General features: G+C 50.7%; 21 protein-coding genes (1 of these 21 cut by a window edge). 6 read left to right on the top strand and 15 right to left on the bottom strand.

What is annotated here, in order from left to right:
- Window positions 1-41 precede the first annotated feature (41 nt).
- The 6 genes from Enr17x_RS04325 to Enr17x_RS04300 form a co-directional block, all read right to left on the bottom strand.
- The gene (locus Enr17x_RS04325) at window positions 42-683 is read right to left on the bottom strand and encodes a hypothetical protein (protein ID WP_145306230.1); all 642 of its coding nucleotides are present in this window, start codon (window positions 681-683) and stop codon (window positions 42-44) included.
- Between the two features lie 87 nt (window positions 684-770).
- The gene (locus tag Enr17x_RS04320) at window positions 771-1,811 is read right to left on the bottom strand and encodes a DUF1559 family PulG-like putative transporter (protein ID WP_145306228.1); all 1,041 of its coding nucleotides are present in this window, start codon (window positions 1,809-1,811) and stop codon (window positions 771-773) included.
- A gap of 49 nt (window positions 1,812-1,860) precedes the next feature.
- Window positions 1,861-2,472: a pyridoxamine 5'-phosphate oxidase family protein gene (locus tag Enr17x_RS04315; protein WP_145306226.1), complete on the bottom strand. Its 612-nt coding sequence runs from the start codon at window positions 2,470-2,472 to the stop codon at window positions 1,861-1,863.
- Between the two features lie 81 nt (window positions 2,473-2,553).
- Window positions 2,554-3,903: an MFS transporter gene (locus tag Enr17x_RS04310; protein WP_232101060.1), complete on the bottom strand. Its 1,350-nt coding sequence runs from the start codon at window positions 3,901-3,903 to the stop codon at window positions 2,554-2,556.
- Window positions 3,904-4,186: 283 nt separating this feature from the next.
- Window positions 4,187-5,761 (bottom strand): tetratricopeptide repeat protein, encoded by a 1,575-nt coding sequence (locus Enr17x_RS04305; protein WP_145306222.1) that lies wholly within the window; start codon window positions 5,759-5,761, stop codon window positions 4,187-4,189.
- Window positions 5,758-6,984 (bottom strand): hypothetical protein, encoded by a 1,227-nt coding sequence (locus Enr17x_RS04300; RefSeq protein ID WP_145306220.1) that lies wholly within the window; start codon window positions 6,982-6,984, stop codon window positions 5,758-5,760. Before Enr17x_RS04300 ends, Enr17x_RS04305 begins: the two co-directional genes overlap by 4 nt.
- Window positions 6,985-7,328: 344 nt before the next feature.
- Here Enr17x_RS04300 and Enr17x_RS04295 point away from each other — a divergent pair, with 344 nt between their 5' ends.
- The 3 genes from Enr17x_RS04295 to epmA are packed head-to-tail and all read left to right on the top strand — an operon-like array spanning window position 7,329 to window position 13,084.
- Complete coding sequence (locus Enr17x_RS04295) at window positions 7,329-11,483, top strand: FHA domain-containing protein (protein ID WP_145306218.1); 4,155 nt, start codon at window positions 7,329-7,331, stop codon at window positions 11,481-11,483.
- A gap of 44 nt (window positions 11,484-11,527) precedes the next feature.
- On the top strand, window positions 11,528-11,986 hold the full coding sequence (locus Enr17x_RS04290) for a DUF1499 domain-containing protein (protein ID WP_145306216.1): 459 nt from the start codon (window positions 11,528-11,530) through the stop codon (window positions 11,984-11,986).
- Window positions 11,987-12,022: 36 nt separating this feature from the next.
- Window positions 12,023-13,084 (top strand): EF-P lysine aminoacylase EpmA, encoded by a 1,062-nt coding sequence (gene epmA, locus Enr17x_RS04285; protein WP_145306214.1) that lies wholly within the window; start codon window positions 12,023-12,025, stop codon window positions 13,082-13,084.
- A gap of 46 nt (window positions 13,085-13,130) precedes the next feature.
- On the opposite strand, the gene Enr17x_RS04280 is transcribed toward epmA, so the two are convergent.
- Together Enr17x_RS04280 and Enr17x_RS04275 are read right to left on the bottom strand one after the other, a co-directional pair.
- Window positions 13,131-14,120, bottom strand: coding sequence for a DUF1559 family PulG-like putative transporter (locus Enr17x_RS04280; RefSeq protein WP_145306212.1), 990 nt, complete (start codon window positions 14,118-14,120; stop codon window positions 13,131-13,133).
- A 350-nt stretch (window positions 14,121-14,470) separates the two neighbouring features.
- Complete coding sequence (locus Enr17x_RS04275) at window positions 14,471-15,046, bottom strand: 3'-5' exonuclease (RefSeq protein ID WP_198000962.1); 576 nt, start codon at window positions 15,044-15,046, stop codon at window positions 14,471-14,473.
- A gap of 246 nt (window positions 15,047-15,292) precedes the next feature.
- On the opposite strand from Enr17x_RS04275, the gene Enr17x_RS04270 reads away from it, so the two are divergent.
- Together Enr17x_RS04270 and Enr17x_RS04265 are read left to right on the top strand one after the other, a co-directional pair.
- Window positions 15,293-17,311, top strand: a complete 2,019-nt coding sequence (locus Enr17x_RS04270) for a C1 family peptidase (RefSeq protein ID WP_145306210.1) — start codon at window positions 15,293-15,295, stop codon at window positions 17,309-17,311.
- 137 nt (window positions 17,312-17,448) lie between these two features.
- The gene (locus Enr17x_RS04265; RefSeq protein ID WP_145306208.1) at window positions 17,449-19,623 is read left to right on the top strand and encodes a hypothetical protein; all 2,175 of its coding nucleotides are present in this window, start codon (window positions 17,449-17,451) and stop codon (window positions 19,621-19,623) included.
- A gap of 16 nt (window positions 19,624-19,639) precedes the next feature.
- On the opposite strand, the gene Enr17x_RS04260 is transcribed toward Enr17x_RS04265, so the two are convergent.
- From Enr17x_RS04260 to Enr17x_RS04230, 7 genes are all read right to left on the bottom strand, one after another.
- Window positions 19,640-20,905, bottom strand: coding sequence for a tetratricopeptide repeat protein (locus Enr17x_RS04260; RefSeq protein ID WP_145306206.1), 1,266 nt, complete (start codon window positions 20,903-20,905; stop codon window positions 19,640-19,642).
- Between the two features lie 63 nt (window positions 20,906-20,968).
- Window positions 20,969-21,487, bottom strand: a complete 519-nt coding sequence (locus Enr17x_RS04255) for a hypothetical protein (protein WP_145306204.1) — start codon at window positions 21,485-21,487, stop codon at window positions 20,969-20,971.
- Window positions 21,488-21,535: 48 nt separating this feature from the next.
- Window positions 21,536-21,853, bottom strand: a complete 318-nt coding sequence (locus tag Enr17x_RS04250) for a hypothetical protein (RefSeq protein WP_145306202.1) — start codon at window positions 21,851-21,853, stop codon at window positions 21,536-21,538.
- Between the two features lie 129 nt (window positions 21,854-21,982).
- Complete coding sequence (locus Enr17x_RS04245) at window positions 21,983-22,534, bottom strand: hypothetical protein (RefSeq protein ID WP_145306200.1); 552 nt, start codon at window positions 22,532-22,534, stop codon at window positions 21,983-21,985.
- A gap of 116 nt (window positions 22,535-22,650) precedes the next feature.
- Window positions 22,651-23,286 (bottom strand): tetratricopeptide repeat protein, encoded by a 636-nt coding sequence (locus Enr17x_RS04240; RefSeq protein ID WP_145306198.1) that lies wholly within the window; start codon window positions 23,284-23,286, stop codon window positions 22,651-22,653.
- 165 nt (window positions 23,287-23,451) lie between these two features.
- Window positions 23,452-24,777 carry a Gfo/Idh/MocA family protein gene (locus tag Enr17x_RS04235; RefSeq protein WP_145306195.1) on the bottom strand — a complete coding sequence of 442 codons (1,326 nt, stop codon included), beginning with the start codon at window positions 24,775-24,777 and terminating at the stop codon, window positions 23,452-23,454.
- Between the two features lie 241 nt (window positions 24,778-25,018).
- Window positions 25,019-25,435, bottom strand: coding sequence for an SMI1/KNR4 family protein (locus Enr17x_RS04230; RefSeq protein WP_145306193.1), 417 nt, complete (start codon window positions 25,433-25,435; stop codon window positions 25,019-25,021).
- A 141-nt stretch (window positions 25,436-25,576) separates the two neighbouring features.
- On the opposite strand from Enr17x_RS04230, the gene Enr17x_RS04225 reads away from it, so the two are divergent.
- Window positions 25,577-25,984 carry the beginning of a hypothetical protein gene (locus Enr17x_RS04225; protein WP_145306191.1) on the top strand. 720 nt of this gene lie beyond the right edge of the window, so 408 of the gene's 1,128 nt are visible here — the first part of the coding sequence; the start codon lies at window positions 25,577-25,579; its stop codon lies off the right edge, out of view.

Raw genomic sequence — 25,984 nt, 5'->3', positions numbered from 1 at the left:
GGACTCCCAGACGGTGGTATCAGACACTGAATTTGAAATGATTATGTTGGCGAGAGGGCAACCCATAATTTCGCGAGTAGTTTGAGATAGAGAATCGCCATCCAAAGCGCAACGAACGGAATCAAAATCGCTCCTATCATGATACCAAAGAACGCACCGATCATTATGAAAATATATCCAAGTAACATAAAAATGGCGAAAGCAAAAAATCCCTGGGCTTCTGTTTGTAGCTCCCTTGATTGAATATACAACGCTATTTTTGCCATGAACGAAATAAAGAAGATGTAGCCCAGGGCACTGAAAATACTCAGAATAAATTGAAAAATGTCACCAAATGATTCCGAATAAAAGTAGCCTATGATAAAGGCGGCGACATTGACGATCTTACCCCCGATAGAGGCCATCAAGATCTTCCTGGCTTGTGCTTCTTCAGGAACTGTCAGACAGGCAATGGGCCCCAATACCATCAAAATCGCACCAGAGAGGCTGATAAATCGGAAGACTAAGTGGAATAACGGAGGAAGCCTGCCGATAGCAATTACTGGTCCTGCGATGATGGAAAGCAGGATGAGTACAAAACCAGCAAATTCAATTGCCACTCCCAATCTGACCTGTTTTAAGGAGCGAATTTTATCACTTGTTTCGAAAGGCTCGAGGTTTGCTTCAGCTTGAATCGTATTCATTCAAATTGTCATTCTATTGATCTCGAAATTGCACGATGAAACGAAAGCAGGTTCGTAATTTTAGCTGGAAAAGCAAGAGCCATTCTCTTAGTTCGGCACCATTTTCTGCTGTAGCGTCTGTAATGTTTTCACATTCGCTGCTAACTGTTCGGAGGTCGCGTCCTCGGCCATTGAGGTTTCTTTTAATGCCTGGGCAATGTCTGTACTGGAATCAACGCTTAACAGAAGCTGCGGAGACGGGCCACCTGTTTTTTGTGTCGATGCTCCTTTCTCAACGTAAAACACTTGAATAAGCAGCAGCTTAGCTTCACTGTTTTTCAGCGCTCTGCCAAAGTAGTTGTGCTTGCTTTCTGTATCAGACTCGAGCTTGATGGATTCCAACTGAAAGGGCCCCGTTTGAAAAACCTGGTCGGGGGTGGCTATCTGCTCCGCGGTCGCGATGGGAGGGGCTGCCGCAAAGCGTTTCAAGATTTCGGGAGAAGTTTCCTGTGAAAAAAAGGAAACGCTGCCATCAGCGAACAACAGATGACCGCCGTTCCATTCGGGGTATCCATAACTGGCGGGCCCTGCACACAGCTTTGTTCCCAGAGGCCGCCAGTTGAAGGGATAGGCCCATGGCTGAAAATTACCAGTCACTTCGCCTGCCAGCCAGGTATGTGCGGTTCCGTTTTTCATTTGGCTAAAAGTCACACCGCTGTTGCGATACAAAAGATTCGGGTTCCCCTGGTAACAGGTCAGTCCAAAACCAGAGGCAGTCAGACGCGCATTGACTCCTGGAATTAAAAAAACAGGAAGTGCCGTACCAAAAACGAACGTATTCCGAGGGCTTTGCCAGGATTCATTCAGGTCCAGCCAGCTAAAATAAGGGGTATCATCAACATAAGGGAGGATCATCGTCATCCAGCCCTGCATGGCGGTATCGTCTTCGCGGATGATGCCGCCCGGTGGGAGGCTGCCTTCAGTCTCATGATAATTCAGAACAGCCAGACCGATCTGTTTCAGATTATCTTTTGACTGTGTCTGGCGGGCCGCTTCTCGTGATCGAAAAACGGCAGGCGAAAGTAATGCAAACCCCAGCAACGCCAATCCGAGCAGCAGACCGATTGTTATCCAGCGTTGTCCTGACATCAAAGCATGCCTCTAATTTGATTATGTTTTTGTTGCAGATACATCATGTTCATGCGTATTTCCAATGGCCTTCCCATTTGTCGGTCCAGAGGAACTGGGCCGCGAGATGACCATTGCGGCGGAGCTGCAGCCAGTCCAGATGTTCGATGCGGCAGACAATCACCGCAAAGTTTTCAAAACCCAACTGAGCTTCTTCATCATTAGGCAGACGATCAAACAGAAAATCCGGCAGATTGGGCACGGCGCTCTCCGCCTTGGTGCCCGGTGCGGAAACTGTAATATAGCTCCGACGATGCTCAAGACTGCTGTTCTCCCAGTGTTGTGCGGCTCGATCATCGTTTATGTACACGGTCGCGATGCCTCGCAGACGAATCTGCACTCGTGTGACGGGATCGTAGGTCACCCATTCGATCCAGGGGGACGCTTGTAATTCGGCAACTTTATCGGACCTCCGATCCGTATAACAGATGAGCTCCCGTTCTCCCCGCTGCACGTCCCTTAGTACGACAGTCCGCACGCGAGGTCTGTCTGCGGTGACAGTCGCCAGATTTCCCAATCGCCAGGGATGGGTTTCCGTCTCAACGGCTGAGGTCAGGTGCTGCCAGGTCTGATCCAGGATTGTATTGACATTAGTGGGATTGAATTCAAATTGTCTGGTCATCGGTGCTCTGCTCGGATTGTGGATTCAACGGAAGAAACGCTTCTCTCTTCATTCTGCTTGATCTCAGACGCTGGTCAAGCCTTAGTTTGAAAGTTCAGGGGCACTATGAGCCAGGACTTCATCTTTGGGGTGATACAAGACCGCGATGGGTAGCATCACCAGAGCCAGAAACAGAAATACGTGGCTCATCGGCCAGTGGAGCGCATTGCAAACGGTCGTAAAGATCCCGAAAAACAGGGCGGAGAGCACAATGCCGACCCAGTTGATCAGATTCATAGTGCCTATCATGCGGCCTTTTTGCGATTTGGGAGGCCGAGTCTGCAGTTCCACCTGCAGCGGCACCACGAACAGGCCAGCAAAGAAGCCAAGCAGCGTAAGCACCGAGCGGGCCATCCATTCGGCCGCGTTTTTGGGGATGAAGGAATTCCATAATGAGGTGTCGGCTTCTTTCAGCGTTTCCACGCCGTCAGCAGGTCCCCACCAGCCAATGCCCGACATCACGACAAGACAAGCCACGATGCCCCAGGCACCGATGGTGACGAGTTTAAAGTTGACCCGTTTATGAGAAACGCGGCCCGCCATCACACACCCGACCGAGATTCCCACGCCCATGCAGGCAGCCATCAGACTCGTGCGGCTGACGCTGAGGTGCAGTTGACCGATGCCAAAAATATTGACCAGAGGTTGAATGATGCCACCCACGAACCAGAAGACCGAAGAGATCAACAGCACCGACAGCAGGCGGCGATCCTGGATCAGTAAGGTGCGGGTTTCTGCGTTGATACCCAGTGTCGACCAGCGAAAAGGAAGCCCGGGATGCGCCACCGGCGTTCTGCGAACCCAGAACGAGGAGATCGTACCGATCACGGCAATCGCGATACAGAAATAGCTGGTTTTCCAGAGTGCATCCGGAAAGGCCTGCTTCACAAAACCGGCCGACGCCATTCCGAAAATAATCGCCAGAAAGGTGGTCATCTGAATGACGCCGTTGGCCTGCGGCAGATCATCATCACGCAGCATTTCCGGCAGAATCCCATACTTGGCCGGCCCGAACATGGCGCTTTGCGTACTGAGCAAGCCGAGAACTACCAGCAGCGGCAGTAAATGTCCGGTAAAGAACGCGGCCATCGCCAACAGGGCGATGACAATTTCCGCGACTTTGCAGGCGATGACAATCGTGCGTTTGGAGTGGCGGTCGGCATACCAGCCTCCCAGACCGGAAAAGAAGACAAACGGCAGAGCGAAGACCGCCAGGGCGATTCCCTGTTGATCACTGGTTTGTGCCTGTAATGCCTGTTGCGCGCAGAACAATAAGACGAGCTGTTTATAGAGATTATCATTAAAGGCGCCCCAGAACTGGGTGACCGTCATGCCCCAGAAAGAGGAGTCATGATACAGAGGGGGCAGCTCTTTACTGGGCGTCAATTCCATTTCCGTCACCGCATACAGTCCTTGTTGAGGGGCAATATTGAGCCGTAATTCACCACTGACATCGAGCTGGTATTCTCGCCGAAAAAGCCCCCCTTTGCAGAATCAGACGACTCTGACAAGCAGGAGAGCACACACCAACAATACAGCGGAATTACAGGCCGCTAAACCATAGTGACTGGCCCGATTTCTGACAATGTTGATTGAGGCAAACCACTGGATCTGAACTGAATTTCACACAGAAACCCCCATCGCAGAGATATAAGGTTGACCAGTTCAGACGTCCTTATTCGACGGATGTGGCAGGGTTGGCTTCTTGAATCGGGGACTGAGCGCGCTGTGCGTTTTTGATACGGATGACTTTGAATTCGTCAGCATTCTGCTTGCGCGCCAGTTGAATAATCAAACTCTGATTGCTGGCTTCGCCGTAAATCCATAACTCGTTGATCGCACCGCCGGAAATACTGCGACCGATTTGCGTAGGTGCCCCCAACGCTTTTTTGACCTGGCTGCGATTCATACCAGCGATGACCGTACCGTTGCGAATGGCCTTGCGAATCGGGTCATCGCGAAACTCTTTGACTTCTTCCGGATTGAGCCATTTGTCTTTCTGCAGCATGAACCCGAGACGTCCCAGCAGGGCCGCTGTTTCGGCTGACTTGGGATTCAATTTCCAGGCCTCCAGCAGCAGTTTCGTCGCCGCCGGTTGATCACTGGTCAGTTCGATCAGATCGCGGGCCAGCCGAACGCGGCCGTCGGCATCACCGGCATCCAGTTTTTTGCGGCGTTGTTGCAGCCAGTTAATCAATGTCTGTTTTGCTTTTTTCGGATTGCCCCGCTTCTGATATTCCTGTGAAAGATCCAACACATACTGACGAGCCAGCTCGCCCACCCGATTGAAATCGAAATCGAGTTGCATGTTCTGATATTGCTTGACCAGATCCATGCGTTCCGGCAGTTGTTTTTCAATCCGTGCTGCAATCTCAAAACCATTGCTGCCCCCTTCAGACAGATTTTTCAAGATGCCTTCCAGTAGGATCTGAGAATAGAACCAGCGTACCAGCCGCTCACGTTTCTTCTGGTCTGCCTGGTTAAATACCTCTGTCTGATTTTCCAGATACTGCTTGCGTTCCGCCGGCATATCCTGCTTCTGAGGCGTTTTGGCCGTTGGAAAATACTCAAGTAAGTGAGTGATGAACGGTCCCAGGTCCGGTTTTTTCTGTTTCTGTAGTTCCTGCCATTCCAGGACCAATGCCTCGTGCTTGAATGCATTCACAAGCTGTGGATCGAGTTGAAATTCCTGTGCACGATCGGCCAGCTTCAATAGCAACTTCGGTTGCTTGACCAACAATTGACGGTACTCAAGATCAATTCCGTTTTGATAGGCGGTGAGTGCTTTCTGAGTCAGCTCTTTATCATCGTAGAATGCAGCCCGCTTTTTGGCCCAATCCGCCAGGGTATACCATTCCCGTGGTTTGCTTCGGTCAATTTTGGTTTCTTCGGTGACAAAATATTCGACATCGGTCGGCATTTTTTTGAGTGACTGAACTCTGAATATGATCCGCCCGTTTTCCCGTGCCAGCTCGCCTGTCACTTCGACATTTTTGAAAGTCGAGTCCAGCTTCGGAATCGGACCCGCAAAATAAAACGGAATCGGACAATTACGAAATCGCAACGACTTGGAACTAAACGTCGAAAGACGGCCCTCTAAGGTCTGAGTGACGCCCAGCAGCTTCTTCCATTGTTCGCGCTGGCTGACGAAATTTTCGATACTGCGATCCGCGGCGGCAGCAATCCCCTGATACAGGATCAGAGACAGCAGCAGGCAGAAACAAACTCGGATTCGATTCTGTGTTTTCATTTCGACAGTCCCAGGAATTGGGTTTGTTGAGTGAGAAGACGTTCAATGTGCTCGCGATTGTGGAATTCATCGAACTGAATTCCCAACTGCTCGTATAAATCCAGATGTGACCATAAAAACGTGGTTTTCCCATCGAGCTCAATAATGCCTGTATCACTCTGATCGGCCTCCTGTTGAAAGCCCTTCATCTGCGCGGCGAAGATGAGAGGCTGCCCGGGATGCCGCTTGAGATACTCAAGAAAACTCGGCGACGTCAGTTCCAGATACAACGTATATTCATCCAGCAGCACCGGAAAATTCAAACGATAGCGAGGCTCCTGCGTTTCCGGGTCCTCTGCAAGCGGAACCAGAGATGCTTCGAAGATCATCCAGGTTCCCGCATACCGCACATCGAACAGTGATTCCCAGCTTTCTGCATCGCTTTGTTTGATCTTGGTCACCGCCTCATCTGCAATTTCAAACAGCGGGGAGACGGCTTGTGAATTGATGGCCTGCAATTCCAGCGAAGTCTGACGAATCTCGTTGGCCCTCTGATCGGTCCGCCCCAGCACATTGAGCGCGTGAAACGCGTCCAGATAGGCATTGTTCGCGCCTGGCAAGTCTCCCTGTTTAAGCAGGTCTTCGCCTGCGATGGTGGCGGTTTTGAGTGTTTCCGACGCCTGATCTAATTTACGACTGTGAAGAATCCCATATGCTGTTAGTCCCACAATCAACACGATACCCGCCAGAATTCCTCTGAACGGAGTGATCAGCTTTGTACGCGGCGGCGGTAATTCGAAGGGGGACACTTTCGGTTTTGTGGTCGCTTTCGCGGCGGCCTCTCCGGCTTTCTGCGCAGCCGCCTGTTTCTGCTTGCGTTTTTCCTTGAGCTTCGCCATGAAAGGTGTATTCAGAATCAATTCGGCAAACTGCTGCGATGCAGGAACCTGCTTTTTCTTTTTGCGGGCCTTGGGCGCAGGATAACTGTTGCGGGGAAGGATGAAATAAACTTCATCACATTGCTGACAGGCATGCCGAAAGGGGGTCTTACGACGATAGCCCGACAGACTCACTCCGCAAACGCACACAATTTCATAAGGCTCTGGAATATCCTCTTCACGGCGTTTTTTTTTCGACGGAATTTTCAGCCAGTCAGCCATAAAATCTGTACCGTGTTCGGGGGTGGTAAGCCTGAGGTTGAAGGTAAATGGACCTGCATCTTTGAACAAAAAGGCCTTTACCATTATAGGCATCCCGGCTGCTGATGTCATAGGACTCTACTCATAGAGACGGTATTGATCAGCAATTTTGTCTGTTTTTCACCAGAATCCACGAAAAAATGGCGGACGTTTTATCACTACAATCACTACTTTCCCGCCCAGACACCAAAACTTTTTATTTAAGATAAATCCCTCCACCTGGGCAGCCCCAAAAGTTTGACCGACTCTGTTTTCCAAGGTATATGCCAGTAGAAATAGTATGTTTCTTTTTAGAATCATCCACTTTGATATCACATGCACGGTGGTTGGCAGGGATGCGATTCCACAGAATTGAAATTCGTTCAGAGCGCTTTTTGGGAGCAAACAGGATGTTAACCACATCATCCCCACATTCACCGGCGGCACAGAAATCAAGCGAGCTTCTGGTTTCGCTGTTGCCTTTGACACATAAAATAGCAGCCGTGGAATTAACGCGCGGCGACTACCAGATCGGGTCCTCGGCGGAGTGTCCGATTCGGATTGAAATTCCAGGCATCGCCGAACAACATGCCTGCATTCATGTGGGAACAGATGAAGTAACCCTGCAAGCCATCGATCCGCGCGTCTGGGTAAACGACCGGCCAATCCGTCAGATCACCTTAACCGCCGACATGAAGTTTTTTGTCGGACCCGTCGGCTTTCAGGTCGAATCCATTTCCGAAGTGGCCGTTGATCTGAAGCCGGAACCGGCGCATACCGAACACTCACCCATAGCAGAAACGGGTATTGAAATTCCGGAAGAACTGCAAGCCGTTGCCAAAGTTCAACAGATGCTGGCTGAACGTCAGAAATTGTTGCAAAAGATCGAATCAGAACAGGTTGAGCTGCAACGGGAAATGGAGTTACAGGAAACAGAGCTGCATCAGTTGCATGAACGTTTTTTAATTGACCCGAAGGTGAATGCCCCTGAACCGCCCCCTGCTCAACCAACTCACGATTTACACCCATCGTTTGACGAATCTATTCTGGAGCTGGATCAAAAACTGCAGCAGTTAGATCTTTTGAAGCAGGAAATGTCACAGGAACAGGCACAACTGCTGACACAACAGAATCAGGTGAATGTGCAGAGACAACAACTGCAACATCTCGAGCAGTCTCTGAAAGGGGAGCAGGCTGCACTGACACAACAGCAGCGAGATCTGTTCCATGCCTGGCTTGATCTTGAAACACAACAGACCTGCACACAGGCAGAGCAGGATCTGATTGAGGAACGTCAGCGGCTTGAGTCGTGGTCGGAAGATCTGGAAACACAAGAGAAATCACTTCAGGAACAGACAGCCGCGCTTTCTGAACAAAAGCAGAAATTAGAAGAACAACAACAGGCGACTACAAATCAGACCGAGCTACAGCAGGAACTGGAACAACAAAAAGTACAACTGCAGGACGAACTGGCGCAGCTCGAAGCAACCCGCAATGAACTGGCTGAACAACAGACGCTTCTGCAAAGTCAGACGAAAGAGTTGAATCGCCAGCAGCAGGAAACGCAAACCGTCCGCGAGGAGTTCGAGCAAAAGAGTTCCACTTTGCAGGAACTGGAATCACAAATCGCAGAACGACAAAATACACTAAACGACCAGCAGACCACCCTGGATCAACTCCAGTCGGAACTTGATTCCAAAACAGCAGATTTGGAAGCTGAGCGTGAAACATATACGCTTCAGCTAAGCCAACTTGAAGAACAGCGTACGCATTTTGAAACAGAAAAACTGGAGTGGGAGAACGCACGAACCAGTCTGGAAGAAGATCAGACGGCGTTAGAATCTCGTGCCAATGCAATTGAATCGCAAGAACAACAACATCAAGAACGGCAAGCCGAACTGGAAACTGAACGCGAACAGTTAGTTGAGCAGCAAGCAGGATTGGAACAGTATCAGTCTGAGTTGGATCTCCAGAAACAGGAACTGACAGAGCGGGAACAGTCTCTGGCCGAACAGGCGGAGCAACTCGAATCACTCCGTGAAGAACTCAATGAGCAGAAAGCCACACTCGAAACAATCCAGGCTTCCAAAGCCACGGAAAACGAACAGTCCGAAAAAGCACTCGCCGAACTCGAAACGGAACGCGAACAGTTAGTCAAGCAACAAGCGGGACTCGAACAGTATCAGTCTGAGTTGGATCTCCAGAAACAGGAACTGACAGAGCGGGAACAGTCTCTGGCCGAACAGGCGGAGCAACTCGAATCACTCCGTGAAGAACTCAACGAGCAGAAAGCCACACTCGAAACAGATCAGGCTGCCAAAGCCACGGAAAACGAGCAGTCCGAAAAAGCACTCGCCGAACTGGAAACCGAACGCGAACAGTTAGTCGAGCAACAGGCGGGACTCGAACAGTATCAGTCTGAGTTGGACCTCCAGAAACAGGAATTGACAGAACGGGAACAGTCTTTAGCCGAACAGGCGGAGCAACTCGAAATACTCCGTGAAGAACTCAACGAACAGAAAGCCACACTCGAAACTGAGCAGGCTGCCAAAACCACGGAAAATGAACAGTCCGAAACAGCACTCGCCGAACTGGAAACCGAACGCGAACAGTTAGTCGAGCAACAGGCGGGACTCGAACAGTATCAGGCTGAGTTGGACCTCCAGAAACAGGAATTGACAGAGCGGGAACAGTCTTTAGCCGAACAGGCGAAGCAACTCGAAACACTCCGTGAAGAACTCAACGAACAGAAAGCCACGCTCGAAACAGAACAGGCTGCCAAAGCCACGGAAAACGAGCAATCCGAAACAGCACTCGCCGAACTCGAAGCGGAACGCGAACAGCTGGTAGAGCAGCAGGCGGGGCTCGAACAGTATCAGGCTGAGCTGGACCTCCAGAAACAGGAACTGACAGAGCGGGAACAGTCTTTAGCCGACCGTGAGGAACTACTGACTGCCCGCGAGCAGAAAGTAGAATCAAACCAAACGGCCGACGCGCCGGTCGATCAGCCCACAGATTCAGTCGAACAGGATCGTCTCACCGAACAGCACAACGAGTTGGAGCAACTGCGTGCCGAACTGGAACAGCAACAGGAAGCGTTACAGGCACGAGAAGAACAACTGAATGCTCGGGAACAGCAAGCACCGGAGCAGGAACAAGGCCCAACGGATCAACAAGATGCGCTCGATGAACTCGCCAAAGAAAAAGAGAAGCTGGCTTTGGATCATGATCAACTGATGATTGACCGTGAAGAGATCAGCCGCCAGCGAGACAACCTGGAATCGCAGCGTTTACAAATTCAAAAAGACCAGGGAGAGCTTGAGGATCGTGAACGCATCATTCAAATTCGTGAGGAGCAGTTAAACGAGCGTGAAAGCCTGATGGCCGAAGTCGGCCTGAATCCGGAAGAAGCGACCATCGGCCCTGCTTTGGAGACGGAACACCAAGAACACGCTTCAACAGAGTCGATTGAAGAAATACCAGAGGCCTCTGGTTCTCTGCTACAGTCATTTATGGAAAACTCTGCCAATGAGGAGTCGGAAACCAATGATGAACCAGCAGCAAAATCAGGTAGCTTACTCGACTTATTCACCCAAAAGACAAACCCTGAATCTGTCGATTCAGAGCAGGCCACTGATGAGAGTCCCACAGAGACGGCTCAGACAACGGAGACCGAAGCCAACACCGAGCAGGAAGATTCTCTGGAACTGGCCGATGCAGATGATTCAGACTCGATTGCCGCTTATATGGAAAAATTACTGGAACGTTCCCGCGGGGGAAAATCAGGAGGCAGCACTCCGTCTGAAGCGAGTTCAGTGAAAGCTAACCCGGAAGCAGGATTAGAAATAGGAGCGAGCTGCCCCCTGGTGACCAGCAACCTTCTGGAAACGCAGCCCCCCACGGCAAGTATGTCGATGGAAGAGAAGCTGGAGACATTAAAGAAAGCCCCCACTCACTCCCAGGATAAAGAAGCGGTCCGCGACGCCATGAATTCCTTCCGGGATGCTGCCAACTATTCAGCCCGGATGGCAATTGCCCGACACTCCCTGAAACATCAGCGAACCGACCTGGTATTCAAAAGCGTACTGGCGGGCATTTGTGTTTTAACCTGCATTATTATCTTTGCGGAATCGATCTGGGGTGCGAACAGCCTGGGAATATTTAAATGGGCGGCTTTAGCGGTCGGCATTGCTTCCATTGCCCAGTTCCTGCGCGGGTATCAGGAAACAAAGCAATTATTCCCTGAAAAGAAGAAGTCACTGACAAAACTGTGGAAACGAACAAAAACAGCTCCAGCCGTGGAGCGCGAAGAAGAGGCAGTCACAGAGGTCGAAGAATCGGAAAGCGTAGTAGAAGAGGTCGAGGAACCACTGGAAGACGCCTTAAGTAGTATAAAAGGCATCCAGGAGCAACTGGAACAGTTGTCTGCCGAAGAGGAAGAGCTACAATCACTCGAAGAACAGTTGTTGAAAAGTGCCCGGGCTAAGATCAGCCAGGACGACACAATGAGTCAAAAAGAAAAACAAGACGGATTCTCCGATTTTGAACTGGAAGAAGACCAATAACCGCTCAACATCAATCAACATCCAAAGGGAGGCGTATTAGAAAAATGATTCTTTTCTGGTGCGTCCCTTTTTTATTAGCTGCCTATCTTGGTATTGTTCTGTGGAATACTCTGAGCGGCCCGCCCGAAAACCTGGGGGTCACCGATCGACGTTTAAGCCCCTGCCCCGATTCACCCAACTGTGTCTGCTCCCAGGACACATCTGCCTCACATGAGATCGGTCCCCTTTCGTATTCCGGCTCCCAGTCAGACGCATTACAGCATTTAACTGAAATTCTCAACAAACAGCCAAGATGCCAGATCATCACGCAAGAAGGAGACTATCTTCACGCAGAATTCCGTTCTCTCTGTTTTCGATTTGTTGACGACGTTGAGTTCCTGTTCGACTCGCGTCAGAATGTGATTCACGTTCGCTCGGCTTCTCGTGTGGGATATTCCGACATGGGTGCGAATCGTAAACGAATGGAAACCATTCGCCAAATGTTCGAAAACAGTCATGACTGAACCTTAACCTCTCTTCTGGAAATCGGTTTTCTGAGTATGAATCAGCCTGTCCCGGAATATCTTCCCACCGCATCCATCGAAACATTACAGCAACGCAGTCGTCTGCTGCAGGCGATTCGGACGTTCTTTGAAACGCGCGGCTATTGGGAAGTGGAAACGCCGATTCTTTCTCGTGATAGTGTTGTTGATGCTTATATCGACCCCTTTACCGCCGGATGGAATTCTGAGGAAGGAGCTGCGAGTTCAAACGCGGGCGCGCGATCGGAGATACGCTACCTGCAAACCTCCCCAGAGTTTGCCATGAAGCGGCTGCTGACCGCGGGCGCGGATCAAATCTATCAGATCACGCACGCCTTTCGGCAGGCAGAACGGGGAGAACGACACAACCCGGAATTTTCCATGCTGGAATGGTATCGACGGGGAGAAACGCATCACGACCAGATGACGTTTGTCGAAGCACTTGTGCGACACGTGTTTGCGACGGCTGCCTCTGGTTCAGAACAGGGTACGCAACAGGAACTCCCCGCGCAGCCTTTTGCGCGTTTCAGTTACGAGGACGCGTTTCAAAAATTTGCCGGATTGTCTGCTTTGCAATCATCGGCAGAGCAGTTTGAACAGATGGTACAACAGCACCAGATTTCAATCCCCGCTGATTTCGATACCGCTGACTGCTTGAGCTGGCAGAATTTACTGCTGGTGGAACTCGTAGAGCCAGCACTCAGCCAATATGGCGCTGTATTCCTCTATGATTTTCCTCCCCAGCAAGCCGCACTGGCACAGATTCGTTATGATGATGGGCCGGGATCAGAGGGCGTCACAGAACGATTTGAACTGTACCTGCAGGGAATCGAAATCTGCAACGGGTATCACGAACTGACTGATGCCGTTGAATTACGCAGACGCATCGAAGTGCAATCCAAGCTGCGCGAAAAAGAACATCGCCCTGCTTTGCCTGCAGAAAGTTACCTGCTGCAAGCGATGGAAGCAGGTTTGCCCGCCTGCGCGGGGACTGCGCTGGGCATCGATCGGTTAATCATGCTGGCGCTGGGAAAGCAGGCGCTGCAAGAGGTCATCGCTTTCCCCTTTAATCGCGCCTGATCTATGAACATTCAGGAACGAAAGCTCACCGAGTCTTGTTCTTCGTTTACCACTCTCCCGTAACCCGCTCTCCATCGTTGCGGATACAGAGCTGTCGGAAGAGATTGGTATCAATATTTTTTGCCATCGATTTTGCAGAACCATCGGCTAAGGCAAAATGAGCTAAATCATCGTGCCGGGAACCAAAGGTGAGATGGTATGCTTGAGTCACTTCCGGCGTCCCGTCAAAATTTTGAGCGCCATGAAAATCAGTTCCGTCACTTGCTTCCACAAATCCTGAGACCGCACTATGACTGTCGGCCCAGAAACCAAACGAAGATTCACCAAACATCAGTGTGTTCGTCTGACCGTCTGAAATATCATTGAGTTTGGTAGCACTGTTGTTACCAAAGATTCCCCCCTGAAATCTGGCAGTGTAAGGAGCATAACCGGTGAACCCTTCCAGGCGCCCGCCGACTCCTCGATAACTGGAATACCCGAGACCGCGGGGCCGATTCGTCGGCAGAGTGGCACTGGGACAGATATAACTCTCAATAGCGACCGTGCTGGCGTTTTTACTGTCATCAGAAAATTTACTTAAGTTGTAATTAATATTGACGGTCCCCTGATCCATTTCTGCCAGTATCAGCGCCTGCCAACCCCAGAACGGAGACAGCTCCCACTCGGTCAATCGATACTGCTGGTTCTGATTTTGGACCGAACGATCACGGACAGGGAACATAACTGGTTCGGGAAACGCGACATTGGCATTCTGGTAAGGAGGATCATTAGTAGGCTGCCCATCATCATCCAGAACCGTCCCATCAATCCAGCCTGCGGGGAAGCAGCGGAAGGCACTCTCGTAATTGAAAGCCGCCAGACTCAGTTGCTTCAGATTATTGATACACTGTGTGCGGCGGGCACTTTCACGGGCTCGTTGAATTGCAGGCAGCAACATGGCAGCCAGCAAGGCAATAATCGCCATAACCACTAATAACTCAATCAGAGTAAATCCACGGTGAGATGAGTGCTTGAAATTTGTTACTTTGTTGCGCATCGATAACTCCCTTAATGTGATTATCGTTTCCCCAGCCTGATGCAGTTTTGATGGGATTTTTATTTCAGATCGTGGCTTAGCGAATGGTCTTAGCTTAATTTCTATTTTCTACCCTGACCATGACGAAGTCAATTATGAATCAGCAGTCAAACGGGCAGATTCTCCTAGAACCTATGAACAGGTCATTATAAACGACCGGCGAGACGAAAGCAAATAGTGAGTTTAAATTACTTCCCGCTTTTTATAGATCGGACCGAGGATCACTCCTCAAATCAATCAAACAAAGTTGAGCCGGTAAATTAGCGCCACTCACAGATCTATAAACGTAATACGAACCCCGGCGTCTACCACTATTTTTTGCCAACAATCCAGGGCATCAGACGAGCCATATTCCGCGCATCATCAATCCCGCGATGATGCGTCCCTTCCAAAGAGATTCCAGCCCGTTTCAGAGCACCCGTCATGCCATATTTTTTAGAGTAACCCTGTGACCGTGAAAACTGTGTTTTGAGATTGAGATGGGCGGACGGAAAAGGATAGGGGATCTGGTGGTATCGGCAGTCCTGCTCAAACTGAGATTTATCATAATCACCCCAGGAACAGAACAACGCCGGTTCATAAGAGGCCATCCACTCTTTGAGTAAATTGATGGCTGCCGCAAACAGCGGTGCATCATCCACATCGGACTGCTGAATTGAGGTCAGCTCAGTACAAAACGGCGTCAACTGAGGATGCCGGACCGGCTGAATAAACGTTTGAAATTCATCGACCGCCGACAGCGAATCGTAGTCGACCATCACAGCACCGATTTCAATGATCTCCATCTCATTGCGGGGAACTGACTGCTGATTACAGCAGGTCGCCTCCAGATCAATGATCAAAAAATAGGGGTACCAGCTAAATTCTTCCTTGAACTGACTCATCATTAACGCTTCCTGTTGAGAAGACCTGCTTCGCTTCTGAATTTTTCATACATGTTTTCTTAAATCCTCGTAACGACAAAGTAAAACGCAAGCAGGTTCACTTCGTCTACTCCCCCACATGAACGAGAGCTCACATTTCCCAGAAATTCTGCTTGATCCCTACCCGCCAACCAGTAAGATAAATTCGAACACCAATACATAGTAGCACATTTCTACAAACAGCATTCTACTGAAGAGGGATCAATCCTCATGGCTCGCAAAAAATCCAAACCTGTCACGCTTACAGAACGGACACTGGATGCCCGACCTGATACACTCGACTTTCGCGACCGGATGTTTGTCCCGACCCTGACGGAAGTACCCACGTATCGTTCGCTGGAAGACTATCAACAACGAAATGTTCCCGTACTGGACCAGGGCGTCGAAGGGGCCTGCACCGGTTTTGGACTGGCCACGGTGGTCAACTATCTGCTTATGACACGCAGAGTGGTTCCCGATGCTACCCCCGTCAGTTCCCGCATGTTGTATGAAATGGCCAAACGCTACGATGAATGGCCCGGCGAAGGGTATTCCGGCTCCAGTGCACGCGGTGCAATGAAAGGCTGGCACAAGCACGGCGTCTGCACGGAAGAACTCTGGCCTTACAAAGCCGGACGCGCAGATGACAACCTGACCCCCGCACGCGCCGATGATTCTAAACACCGGCCCCTCGGTGCTTACTTTCGTGTAAATCACCGTGATCTCGTCGCCATGCACTGCGCAATTCAGGAAGCAGAGGTTCTGTACGCGACTGCCATCGTGCATGAAGGCTGGAACAAAATTGGCTCCGACGGAACCATCCCCCACAAAACCAAAACGCTGGGAGGCCACGCGTTTGCCATCGTCGCCTACGACAGCGAAGGTTTCTGGATTCAAAACTCGTGGTCTACAAACTGGGGACGGGGTGGCTTCGCTAAAATCACCTACGCCGACTGGCTGGAGAACGGAACCGACGTCTGGGTCGCTCGACTGGGAGTCCCCATTGAACTGCAAACTGCTGGCGCCATCGCCCGTGCCAATGCAGAAGTCGCCACTTCGAGTGTGGGCTATACGTTTCATGATATCAGGCCGCATATTATTAGCATCGGCAATGATGGCCGACTCCGGGAAACCGGCACATATGGGACTTCCGAAGACGCGGTCAAAAATATCTTCGAGCAGGACATTCCCCGCGTGACCGCTGGCTGGAAAAAGAAACGCATCCTGCTGTACGCCCACGGCGGTTTGACCGATGAAAAATCCGCCATTCAACGTGTTGCCGACTATCGGGAAGTGCTGCTTGAGTCCGAAATTTATCCACTGGCCTTCATCTGGAAAACCGATTATTGGACCACGCTGGTCAATATTCTGAAAGACGCCTTGAAACAACGCCGCACGGAAGGCCTGCTGGATACAGCGAAAGATTTCATGCTGGACCGACTGGACGACGCCCTGGAACCACTGGCACGCCTACTTACGGGTAAAGCACAGTGGGATGAAATGAAAGAGAACGCACTGGCTGCGTCTACCAGTGCCCAAGGGGGCGCGCGAAAAATGGCGCATCACCTGCAAAAACTGATCAAGGACGACAACTCGATTGAACTGCATATCGCCGGTCACAGCGCCGGCTCCATCTTCATGGCTCCTTTGGTCCAGCTTCTGTGCTCGAAAGGGAAAATCAAAAGCGGTCCCATGAAAAACAAAACCGGCCTGGGACAATCTGTTTCCACCTGCACGATGTGGGCGCCCGCCTGCACTGTCGAGCTTTTCAAAGAAACTTATCAGCCCGCAGTCCAAACCGGCAGCCTCTCGCAATTCGCACTGTTCACACTGACCGATAAAGCTGAGCGGGATGACCACTGTGCGAAGATCTATCACAAGTCGCTCCTGTACCTTGTCTCTAACGCGTTTGAAGACAAAGCCCGCGTCCCCCTGCTCCGCGACGGGGAACCGATTCTCGGCATGCAGAAATTTATTGAGCAAGACCCGGACCTGCAAAAATTCTTCAAGCGAAAATCGGCAGACTGGGTTCGCTCGCCGAATACGAACGACGCCGATCCGAAATCGTACTCCACTTCCCTCAGTCACGGCGGCTTTGACGACGACGAGGCCACCCTGGCCGCGACCTTCGCCCGGATTTTACAAACCAAATTCCAGCAGATCGCCAAAACCGAGATGCCCATGCAGACCTCACAAAGCGCCCTCCGCGCCACCCGCATGGGCATCGAGGCAACCGACTGGGAAGTCTAAGGCAGACAAGGACTTCCCTCTAGTGGTGAATCTGATCTCGTGCGTTTGTTAAATCCTGTATTGCTTTGTCGGCTTGAGGCAGACAAAATGAGTATCTGGATAAGGGATTTCCGACTCAGTTCAATCGAGTTTTTCAGATGGATCGAAATACGTCGCCTCACTTTAAGAGACAGTCACTTCTTTGGGTTGTCTGCCTGTGCCTGCTGACAGGCTGCGAAACGAAAGAGGAAGTCAGCACGCCGTCTATCTCCCCCAAAGTGGACTCTGACAAAACAACAGAGGCAAATGGTGCACCAGACCAGGCCCCTCAACCCTGGGAGACTCCGGAAGACCTGCTGCTCTTTGTTACCCGGCATCAACCCTCAGGATATGAAAAAGACTTCGCTCTGTCTCAAACAGCCGTGGCATGCGTTGATGCCGAGGATCTCTCTTACGCCAGCCGGACAATTCGCCTGATCCGAACACCGGAACGACAAAAGAAGACACAGAAACGACAAATCCTCAAACTGATTTATACAGACCGGAATGCGCAGGCACTGAAGCTCGCGGGAAAAATGAAATCCCCGGCTGAACGTGGCAGGGCGCAGCACCGGATCGCCTCGAAAATGATCAAAGATGGTGCTGTCACACAGGCCCGCAACATCGTGAAACAGATGACCGACTTGAATTCCAAATACAAGGTGGTCCAATTACTGTCCGGTACATTGAAAACCGAGGCCGACATCGAACAGGCGATAGAAGAGAGCCGGTCACAACTCGCCGATGAACGGGAACTGACGTTATGTTGTGTCGCTGTCCGCAGGGCGAATCTCGATCAGATTCCTCAGGCAACAGCACTCCTGCGGGAACTTCGCTCTGCAGAGTATCAACAGATTGCCGCGGGTACCCTTGCGCGGTCTCAGCTGAAAGCGGGACAGATAGGCTCGGCGATGAGCCTGGTTCGCCAGGGGGCAGTCGATCCCTATGATTCACTCCGTTACGATATCTCCCGTCAACTGAAGGACTCCAGCAACATCGAACAGGCCATCCAGGTGGCACAGGAAATGGAGTACCTCGATTACCAAACCAGAGCCATTTATTATATTGCCGATAAGCTTTTAGAACTCAACCAGCCACAACGGGCGCAGGAAGTCATTCTGCTCGTCAACAAGGCCGCACAAAACGAGGAGGAAGAAAAAGAACGCTTTTCAACCCTGGCCAGCTTTGCTGGTCAACTGCTGAAACAGGGTAACCTGGATCAGATCAAAGAGTACGCCGCAAAGCTCGACATCGAAGTTTTCCGCTATTACAAGTTCTTCAAGAAGCTGATTGAGAATCAGTTGAAACAGGGAGATCTGGAACAGGCTCTGCAGCTCACAGAGACTTTTCCGGAAGCCGACATCTACGCGGCTGCTTCGTTTCATCTGGCGAATCAAGGTCAGTTCGACCAGGCACGGGAGATCGCTTTGAAAATCAAAGACGGTTACCACCGTTCGGCGGCACTGGCGCCACTGGTTGTTCAACTGCTGAAAACAAACGAACTGGACCAGGCGTTTGCAGTACTTCAGAAAATGGACGACACCGGCTTTCAATGCACGGGTCCCGAATCCAGACAATACCATGATTCACCCCACCACTGGCACTCCGACAAATATGTTTACGAAAAGATGATCGAAAAGCTGCTGGATGCAGATCAACTCGAACGGGCACTCGCAGTGACACAGCTACTAAACGAACAAAAAGAACAAAGCGTTTATACGGGATATCTCTGCGAACAGTTGATCAAACGAGAGAAATTCCAGGCAGCCTGCGATGTGGCTTTGAATTTTTCTGCAGAAACAAAATACCAGGCCCGAGTTTTACGAACGACCTACATTGCGCTGCAGAAAGCCATAGAACGTCAGTGGGCTCGTGAGTTGACTCAACAGACATCGATTCCAGAGCTGAAGGCAGAGCTGCATTTGAAACTGGCCAGTAAATTTCGGGAACTTCAGGATCCGCCAGAATCCCAGAAAGAACGGCTTGCCGCCAAAAAGATGATTAAAAAGCTGGAACAGACCCGTTTGAACCCGGAATGTGCGCGAAATCTGGTCACGGCCCTGATTGAAGCGGGCGAGCTGACGCAGGCCACCAATATCGCCAGTCGGATTGAGGACAGGCTCGAAAAGTTACCTGCCCTGTATGCAGTCACGCAGGAGTTGACCAAAGGCACTCCGCTGGAATACAGCCCTTACCCGAAGGGCACAATCCGAGATCACAAACTGAAACCCACCTTCACGCCAGAAGAAAAACAACTGGCCCGCCAGATCGTGGCTGCAATCCAGGATGACTGAGACGAATGTCATTGTTTTATACTATAATCTCCAACTTCCATTCTGCCCGCTTTTGTTCGTAGTCATTCCGGACAGACCGATACCAGTCTGGAGGCTGGTCTTGCCAGAGATCTCCCAGTGGACCGTTCTCTCGATAGTCATCTAGTTGATCAACATCAATTCCCTGCAGTCTCTGAAAATCATCCCGCGTTGCTTGCGCCAGCTCGCTAGCGGCTGTCTTACTGACAGTCTGATCCGGCATCGCCCGTTGATAAAGGTAGGTCGCGTAGACTGCTGCCTCAGCAGCCAGCACTGCCAAATCGATGGCTTCATCGAATTCGTTTTTTCTCACTTCCTTGATCATCTGCACTGTATACCGAAACGCGGCTGTCACGACGCAGGCCACCAAATTCCCACTCAGGAAGTGACTCGGGAATGATTCCTCTGCGATCTCTTTTTTATATTCCTCTGTCGCCTCATTTCCAACACAAGCCAGAAAGGGTCCCACACGCCAGACACACCGCAGTGCATACGCCGTAACCGCGTTTGGTGCCAACGTCTCCAGTTCTGCTTTCTCCGGAAGGATACCTACAGCGGCTTTCATTTCTTCACAATCGTCAACTTCATTCAGGCATCGATAAATACGGAATTCATGTTTTTCATAACCGGCACACGTCCGAACCTGTTGAAACAATTCCTGCGACGCACCCTGAGTTCTACCGGGAAGAATCTCGGCTATATAGGTGGCATACGCGAGCTCAAACCATCCATCGGCGTCATCGGGCCAATCAGCAACATAGGTGGTTAAGACCGCAATCGCATCTTCAAAATAATGATGACTGGTCTCGCGCAAACTCACTCCCAATGCCAACTGAGCCGCCTGATGCCGAGGCTCAAGTGCAAGCACCTTTCGAAAGCAATCGACGGCGGGACGCCGAAACTCACTGAATGCCAGTACCTGGCCCAGGATAAATTGAGCCTCGACACTCTCGGGCCCCCGATCCACGGCTGACATCGCCCACCAGAGGGCCTTCTCTTTCTGCTCGTACTCCAGATAAATTTGTGAAATCAGGGTATGAATCCGCGACAGCGCCAGCCGATCACCCCATGTGAAATGCGAGGCAGAGAAACAATCCGCTAACGCATTCGAATCGTCACCCAGAAAATGCCGGAGTTGTGCCCGTTCAAACAATAAGGGGCTTAAAACCGCAGATTCCGATTCCGTTGCGATCTGCTGATTTATCACTTCCAGCCGTTTTTGCACATCTGCTGCATTGAATATCGAATCACCGGAATCTGTCATAAGCCCTCGTAATCAAAGGGGGTGAAGTTGTCGATACGGATGACACCAGAACCTCAAACAGGTTCAGGGTGTATCTTGGGTTTCGTTTCGCATCTCTATCGAAATGCTCCTCCTCTTCAATAACCACCGCAGCCCCGGTTCCAATACTAGCAGCAGCACACTCTGTACCCCATAGAGACTCATGAAAATGACTTGGTTCATTATTTCTTCATTTTTTGCGGAATGAGGCGGTTTTGCAGGAGGATTTGAATAATGGTTGATCAGATAAAACCCTTCCATCACCAGCGCCAGAATCAATAAACGCAATATGAGCGATGGTCGAAACGGCCGTTGTTTCTCACTCCAGTACAGGAGTGAGAGATCCCCGGCAAGCACCGGTAACCAGAGGGGAACGAACAGAAAAAAGACCAAAATCGTGGCAAAAATTGTGGCTAAAGAGGAGCCAGTCACTATCAGGGCAACGGGCGTGATTGCCGTCCCAATGACACACGCCACCCCAAAGGCGACGTAAGGCATCCGAGGCATCTTAACCAGCGACAGATACCACCGGGTAAACGTCGGCATCGCTTCAACAAGTTTCATCGGTTTTGGCCTCTCTCGAAAGAATGCGGAACGGTTCACGTATTTCCATCAATGCAAACTCGCAACGAATAACAACCACATCAGTACAAACAGACCGAGATTGACAATAAAGACACGGAAGAAAAACGGGGGAGAAATCCGATCCCAGATGCCGCGGATGATCAGCACGATGGTATCGATGAGGCCCACCGCAGAAATGAACAGCGTGGTAAAATAACAGAAAATGAGGAGAGCGAGTAAATTCCCGTCCATACATCCGCCTCTTCGAAATTCGAAGAGCCAATGACAATAGGGCAGAAACAGGACCGAATAAATCAGCACACTCCAGCAGATCACAGTCCGCGTACGGGAAAAATGAGTTTTCATCACTAAGTCTCTCCAGCAACAGTTTTCGGATCAAACAATCCACTGGAGACTCAGGCGGGAAGCAGGAAGAAACATCACGAAAAAAGTGACTGCATTGCCAATTATTTCAAGAATGACAGCCAGGCCGACTTATTTCACCGGGGCCAGAGTTACTTCAACCCGGTGAATCCGCAGCTGCGCGCAACCTTTGAACCGTACTGTTTCGGAATTATATCGGGCCGGTGGCATGTAAAAGCCCAGATAATGATTCCCCGTACTATTCCGGGCATCACCACAGATGCGTGACCGGCTCTCTAGTACGTTTCCACATTCATCCAGCAGACGGGCGGTCACTTGAAGTTTTCGATCGCCGGGTTTGCCGGGAAACACAAACGACACACCCACGTTGAATTCATCATCGTGCCGACTGGTATTGAGAGACCGCACCTCAGCCAGACCCGAAACATTCAGATTCCATTTATGAAACGTTTCTCCGGAAACCAGTAATTCACCGACATAGATGCCTTCACCGGGGCCGTATTTTTGTGTCGGGAAAGGACCATCAGCCGAGACCATCATCTCAGGCTGACCGGACCACACGTGATGCGAAGCAAACAGAATCAATAATTGTGTCGTGACAGCCAGCAGTGCCGTCCGGAACCGACGCCGCACAGTATTTTGTGTTTCCAATAGCGGGGCCATTCGACAACATCCTTCCTGTCTTCTGGTAAATCGAGAAACCGGCGCATACCGAAGTATACCCAATTTGAAACAAAGCCCCAATCCCGGAATGAGCCAGTCACATAAACCCCAGTTCGCTAAGGAGATATCTGCGCGAGTTGCTCCGCGAATGTATCCGTCAAATCATATTTTTGTAAGACATCCATCAATAGCTTGATATCACATTGCCAGGCATCAGCCCCGATCACGGCACTGAATTCAGCATGCCATTCTGCCAACGCCTCCAGCAGCTCAATCGGATGCGCATAATCGTCATTACTGTCGAGTTCCATTGCCTGCCTGAGAACCGGACACAGTAATTCCTCTGCTTCGAGGAATTGTTGCAAATGCAGGTGGCAACAAACGATGAGTTCCCTGATCTTGATCTGTGACCAGAGAAAATGCGGATCCAAATTGATTTTCTGAAACTGTTCCATCGCCGTGGCGTAGTTTCCTATATCAAACGTCTGATAACCCAGGTATAGATTGGCGAGATCGTGATCGGGATCGTGTGCCAATATGCCTCTGAATTCCGCTTCACAGTCCACCTGCGTGAGAACGTCCAGAAAGTGATAACCCATATAGCCCCGCAGAAATGCCTGCTCGACTTGACTCAGGTTGGCATCAGCTTCGATCTCAACCAGCAACCCATGAATGGCAGCTTCATCCGGTTCGAGTGATCCCTCTAATTCACCGATGAGATCCCGATAAGTTTCAATAAGTTCGTGGTTCAACAGTTAAGTCTCCCGATCACTTCAGCCATAATCACGAATATCTATTGTAAATGTGAGCTCCTGCTTTTCGTGTCTTTCGTGATTTTCGTGGTAGCAAAAAATCGACCTCGGCATCACCGCCCCACTTAGAGAGAACCAGACAGTCTCATCGCTTTCACTACATGTTTAAAAAAACTTGGTCTTGCCGGGTAAGGCGACGGGGGCGACTGGTAAAGGTCCGAACGTGTATTCCGGCGGCGTCAGGTCTTCTTTCGAATTCCAGGCTTCGTCCCAGCTCACGCTTTTTCCCGTGTACGAAGCCATGCGGCCCATGATGGCCATCAGCGAACTTTTGGCTGCGTACTCACCATTGCAGAGCGGCGAACTGGTCCGAATGCTGTTGAACAGGGCCGCGTGTTCCTGCACGTAGGGTAGATCCTGCACGCCGTTTCTGGCGCGGCCGCGGGCCCGGCTGTAACGCCAGGTTTTCGCACCGCTGAGCGTATTCCGATTCAAATCGGCGGTTCCCTTTTCGCCGAAGACCAGTTGCGACGTGTTGATGTCGGTGCCATCCTGCTGGCGACAAAAGGCAAAACAGCGCTCGCCCCCCTCGTATTCGTAACAGATGGCATGATGATCAAAGATGTGACCATACAACGGATCGGTCCGCGACTGTCGGCCGCCCAGCCCAAAACATTTGACCGGATATTCTTCCTGCATGACCCAGGACATCAAATCGAGTCCATGCACGTGCTGCTCCACCAGTTGGCCTCCTGAGATCCAGGTGAAGTAATACCAGTTGCGCAACTGCCATTCCATGTCGCTCCATTCGGGCTTGCGGGGATGGGACCAGAGGCCATTGATATTGTAGTTGGTCTGCAGGGTCACAATCTTTCCAAGCTGTCCGTCGTGAATGCGATTGACCGTTTCCTGCATCGCCTTACTGTAACGCAGCATCAGGCCCGACATGATCGAAAGCTGTTTCTGCCTTGCCAGGCGGCACGTTTCCATCACCGACCGCACGCCGGGCGCATCCACGGCGACCGGCTTTTCGGCGAAGACATGTTTGCCGGCTTCGATGGCGCGTTTCAGATGAGCGGGGCGAAAGTGCGGGGGCGTGGTCAGCAGCACGACATCGACGTCGGTATTTAATAATTTTTCATAAGCATCGAAGCCCACAAATTCCTGACTCGGATCGACGGCATACTGATCGCCGATCGATTTTTGAATGCGTGCCGCACTCGCTTTCAGTTTGTCTTCAAAAATATCGGCCATCGCGACAAGCCGCGCATTCGAATCCGCCTGCATCGCATTCACCGCGGCACCCGAACCACGGGAGCCACAACCAATCAGCCCCACGCGCAATGTGTCGGTATTCTTTCCAGCACCAGCCCAAACCGCCGGCGCCACAGCCAACCCCGCCGCGGTCGCCGTACTCGCCTCGCGCAGAAACGTTCTACGCGATACAGAATGGTTTTTGTTGGGGGAATGATTCTCAGTCTGATCGCTCATTTCCATCGTCTCCGGAATTCATGATTGCAACATATTTTCGCTACTATCCAGCATGACAGAGTGCAAGCGGGATGTCCAGTAGAGGCAACAGACTCGAATGAGCTCGGCACGCAAGTTTTCCTGTGAGTTACCGATTTTTTGAGTAATGAGTAGATGTAGCACTCGAAGATTTCACGGCAATTGCGTTCGATCCAAGTCGATCATATTTTGCCAGACATCTATCGGCGACACTCCCGCGGTTTCATTCCGGAAACGTGTAGCAGCAAAACCATTCTGTGAAGGAATCAAATCGTCTTTCAAATTCAGTTTCCCCCTCCAGAAAATAATACACGCCTCCATTCCAGAGAAAATAAAACTGATATCCCTGGTGCATCATGATGACAAACGAGTTCTCAGGCAACTCTTGCATTTGACGTCCCGCCAGAAGCTCTTTTCCCCATTGTTGAAGATCATTTAGTTGAGGAAACAAATAATGGCTGCCAATCAAATGGCGAATGTCAGCCTCTCGTCCCATCAGGACCAGAAACCGTCTGTAGTCCTCCGGCAGTCGAACGCCATGCATTCGCTCTAATACCGACACTTCGTTTTCTGAGCATCCCAGGACATTGTGAGTTTCAACATGGGCTTGATAAAAGGCTTCATAAGTTTGTTCGTTCATCGCTTACTGAATTTTTCTGGACTAACATTGATTGGGTGACGCGAATGCTTTGGTTGCAGTTCGCGCCCGCCCCTTGTTACCATTTGTCCATACAGCATATAAATTTCACCACCCTATTTCATCTGTAAATGCTTGATTCTCATGCCCGATTATTTCTATACGGCAACGAACCCGTCCGGCAAACGCAGGACAGAATGTATTCAGGCTGCCTCTGCACAAGATGCGCTGCGCGAACTGGAATCCTCTGGGTTTGTTGAAATCGAACTGAATACAGATGATATCGATGCTATTCTCAATGGTACGATTCCTGACCGGCTCCCACTAGATGATATTTTTTCAGAATCAGAGTTGAGAGCAATTCAACACTACAGCAACCTGCGGCTATTTCTATTCATGCTTAAAAAATCGTGCTGGTATCTGAGATGGCTTATTCTCCTGGCTCTCATCTTGTTTTCATTCTCGCTGAATGAACCCAACCCCATGCATGGTTATAATCGAGGCTTTGGCTTGCTCCTCTTGCTGCTTCCTGGCGTGTTCGCATTAAAAGCT

Source organism: Gimesia fumaroli (genome assembly GCF_007754425.1).
In the GTDB taxonomy this organism is placed as follows: Bacteria; Planctomycetota; Planctomycetia; order Planctomycetales; family Planctomycetaceae; genus Gimesia; species Gimesia fumaroli.
The sequence above is the reverse complement of the archived record's forward strand: the minus strand, read 5'-3'. Positions and strand labels throughout refer to the sequence as shown.

Excerpts from the sequence above, each read along its gene's own strand:
- Enr17x_RS04270 (WP_145306210.1), top strand. The coding sequence starts at position 15,293 with ATGGCTCGCAAAAAATCCAAACCTGTCACGCTTACAGAACGGACACTG.
- Enr17x_RS04260 (WP_145306206.1), bottom strand. The coding sequence starts at position 20,905 with ATGACAGATTCCGGTGATTCGATATTCAATGCAGCAGATGTGCAAAAA.
- Enr17x_RS04265 (WP_145306208.1), top strand. The coding sequence starts at position 17,449 with ATGGATCGAAATACGTCGCCTCACTTTAAGAGACAGTCACTTCTTTGG.
- Enr17x_RS04315 (WP_145306226.1), bottom strand. The coding sequence starts at position 2,472 with ATGACCAGACAATTTGAATTCAATCCCACTAATGTCAATACAATCCTG.
- epmA (WP_145306214.1), top strand. The coding sequence starts at position 12,023 with ATGAATCAGCCTGTCCCGGAATATCTTCCCACCGCATCCATCGAAACA.
- Enr17x_RS04300 (WP_145306220.1), bottom strand. The coding sequence starts at position 6,984 with ATGGTAAAGGCCTTTTTGTTCAAAGATGCAGGTCCATTTACCTTCAAC.
- Enr17x_RS04310 (WP_232101060.1), bottom strand. The coding sequence starts at position 3,903 with ATGGAATTGACGCCCAGTAAAGAGCTGCCCCCTCTGTATCATGACTCC.
- Enr17x_RS04320 (WP_145306228.1), bottom strand. The coding sequence starts at position 1,811 with ATGTCAGGACAACGCTGGATAACAATCGGTCTGCTGCTCGGATTGGCG.
- Enr17x_RS04275 (WP_198000962.1), bottom strand. The coding sequence starts at position 15,046 with ATGATGAGTCAGTTCAAGGAAGAATTTAGCTGGTACCCCTATTTTTTG.
- Enr17x_RS04305 (WP_145306222.1), bottom strand. The coding sequence starts at position 5,761 with ATGAAAACACAGAATCGAATCCGAGTTTGTTTCTGCCTGCTGCTGTCT.
- Enr17x_RS04295 (WP_145306218.1), top strand. The coding sequence starts at position 7,329 with ATGTTAACCACATCATCCCCACATTCACCGGCGGCACAGAAATCAAGC.
- Enr17x_RS04245 (WP_145306200.1), bottom strand. The coding sequence starts at position 22,534 with ATGGCCCCGCTATTGGAAACACAAAATACTGTGCGGCGTCGGTTCCGG.
- Enr17x_RS04235 (WP_145306195.1), bottom strand. The coding sequence starts at position 24,777 with ATGAGCGATCAGACTGAGAATCATTCCCCCAACAAAAACCATTCTGTA.
- Enr17x_RS04255 (WP_145306204.1), bottom strand. The coding sequence starts at position 21,487 with ATGAAACTTGTTGAAGCGATGCCGACGTTTACCCGGTGGTATCTGTCG.
- Enr17x_RS04230 (WP_145306193.1), bottom strand. The coding sequence starts at position 25,435 with ATGAACGAACAAACTTATGAAGCCTTTTATCAAGCCCATGTTGAAACT.
- Enr17x_RS04325 (WP_145306230.1), bottom strand. The coding sequence starts at position 683 with ATGAATACGATTCAAGCTGAAGCAAACCTCGAGCCTTTCGAAACAAGT.
- Enr17x_RS04250 (WP_145306202.1), bottom strand. The coding sequence starts at position 21,853 with ATGAAAACTCATTTTTCCCGTACGCGGACTGTGATCTGCTGGAGTGTG.
- Enr17x_RS04280 (WP_145306212.1), bottom strand. The coding sequence starts at position 14,120 with ATGCGCAACAAAGTAACAAATTTCAAGCACTCATCTCACCGTGGATTT.
- Enr17x_RS04290 (WP_145306216.1), top strand. The coding sequence starts at position 11,528 with ATGATTCTTTTCTGGTGCGTCCCTTTTTTATTAGCTGCCTATCTTGGT.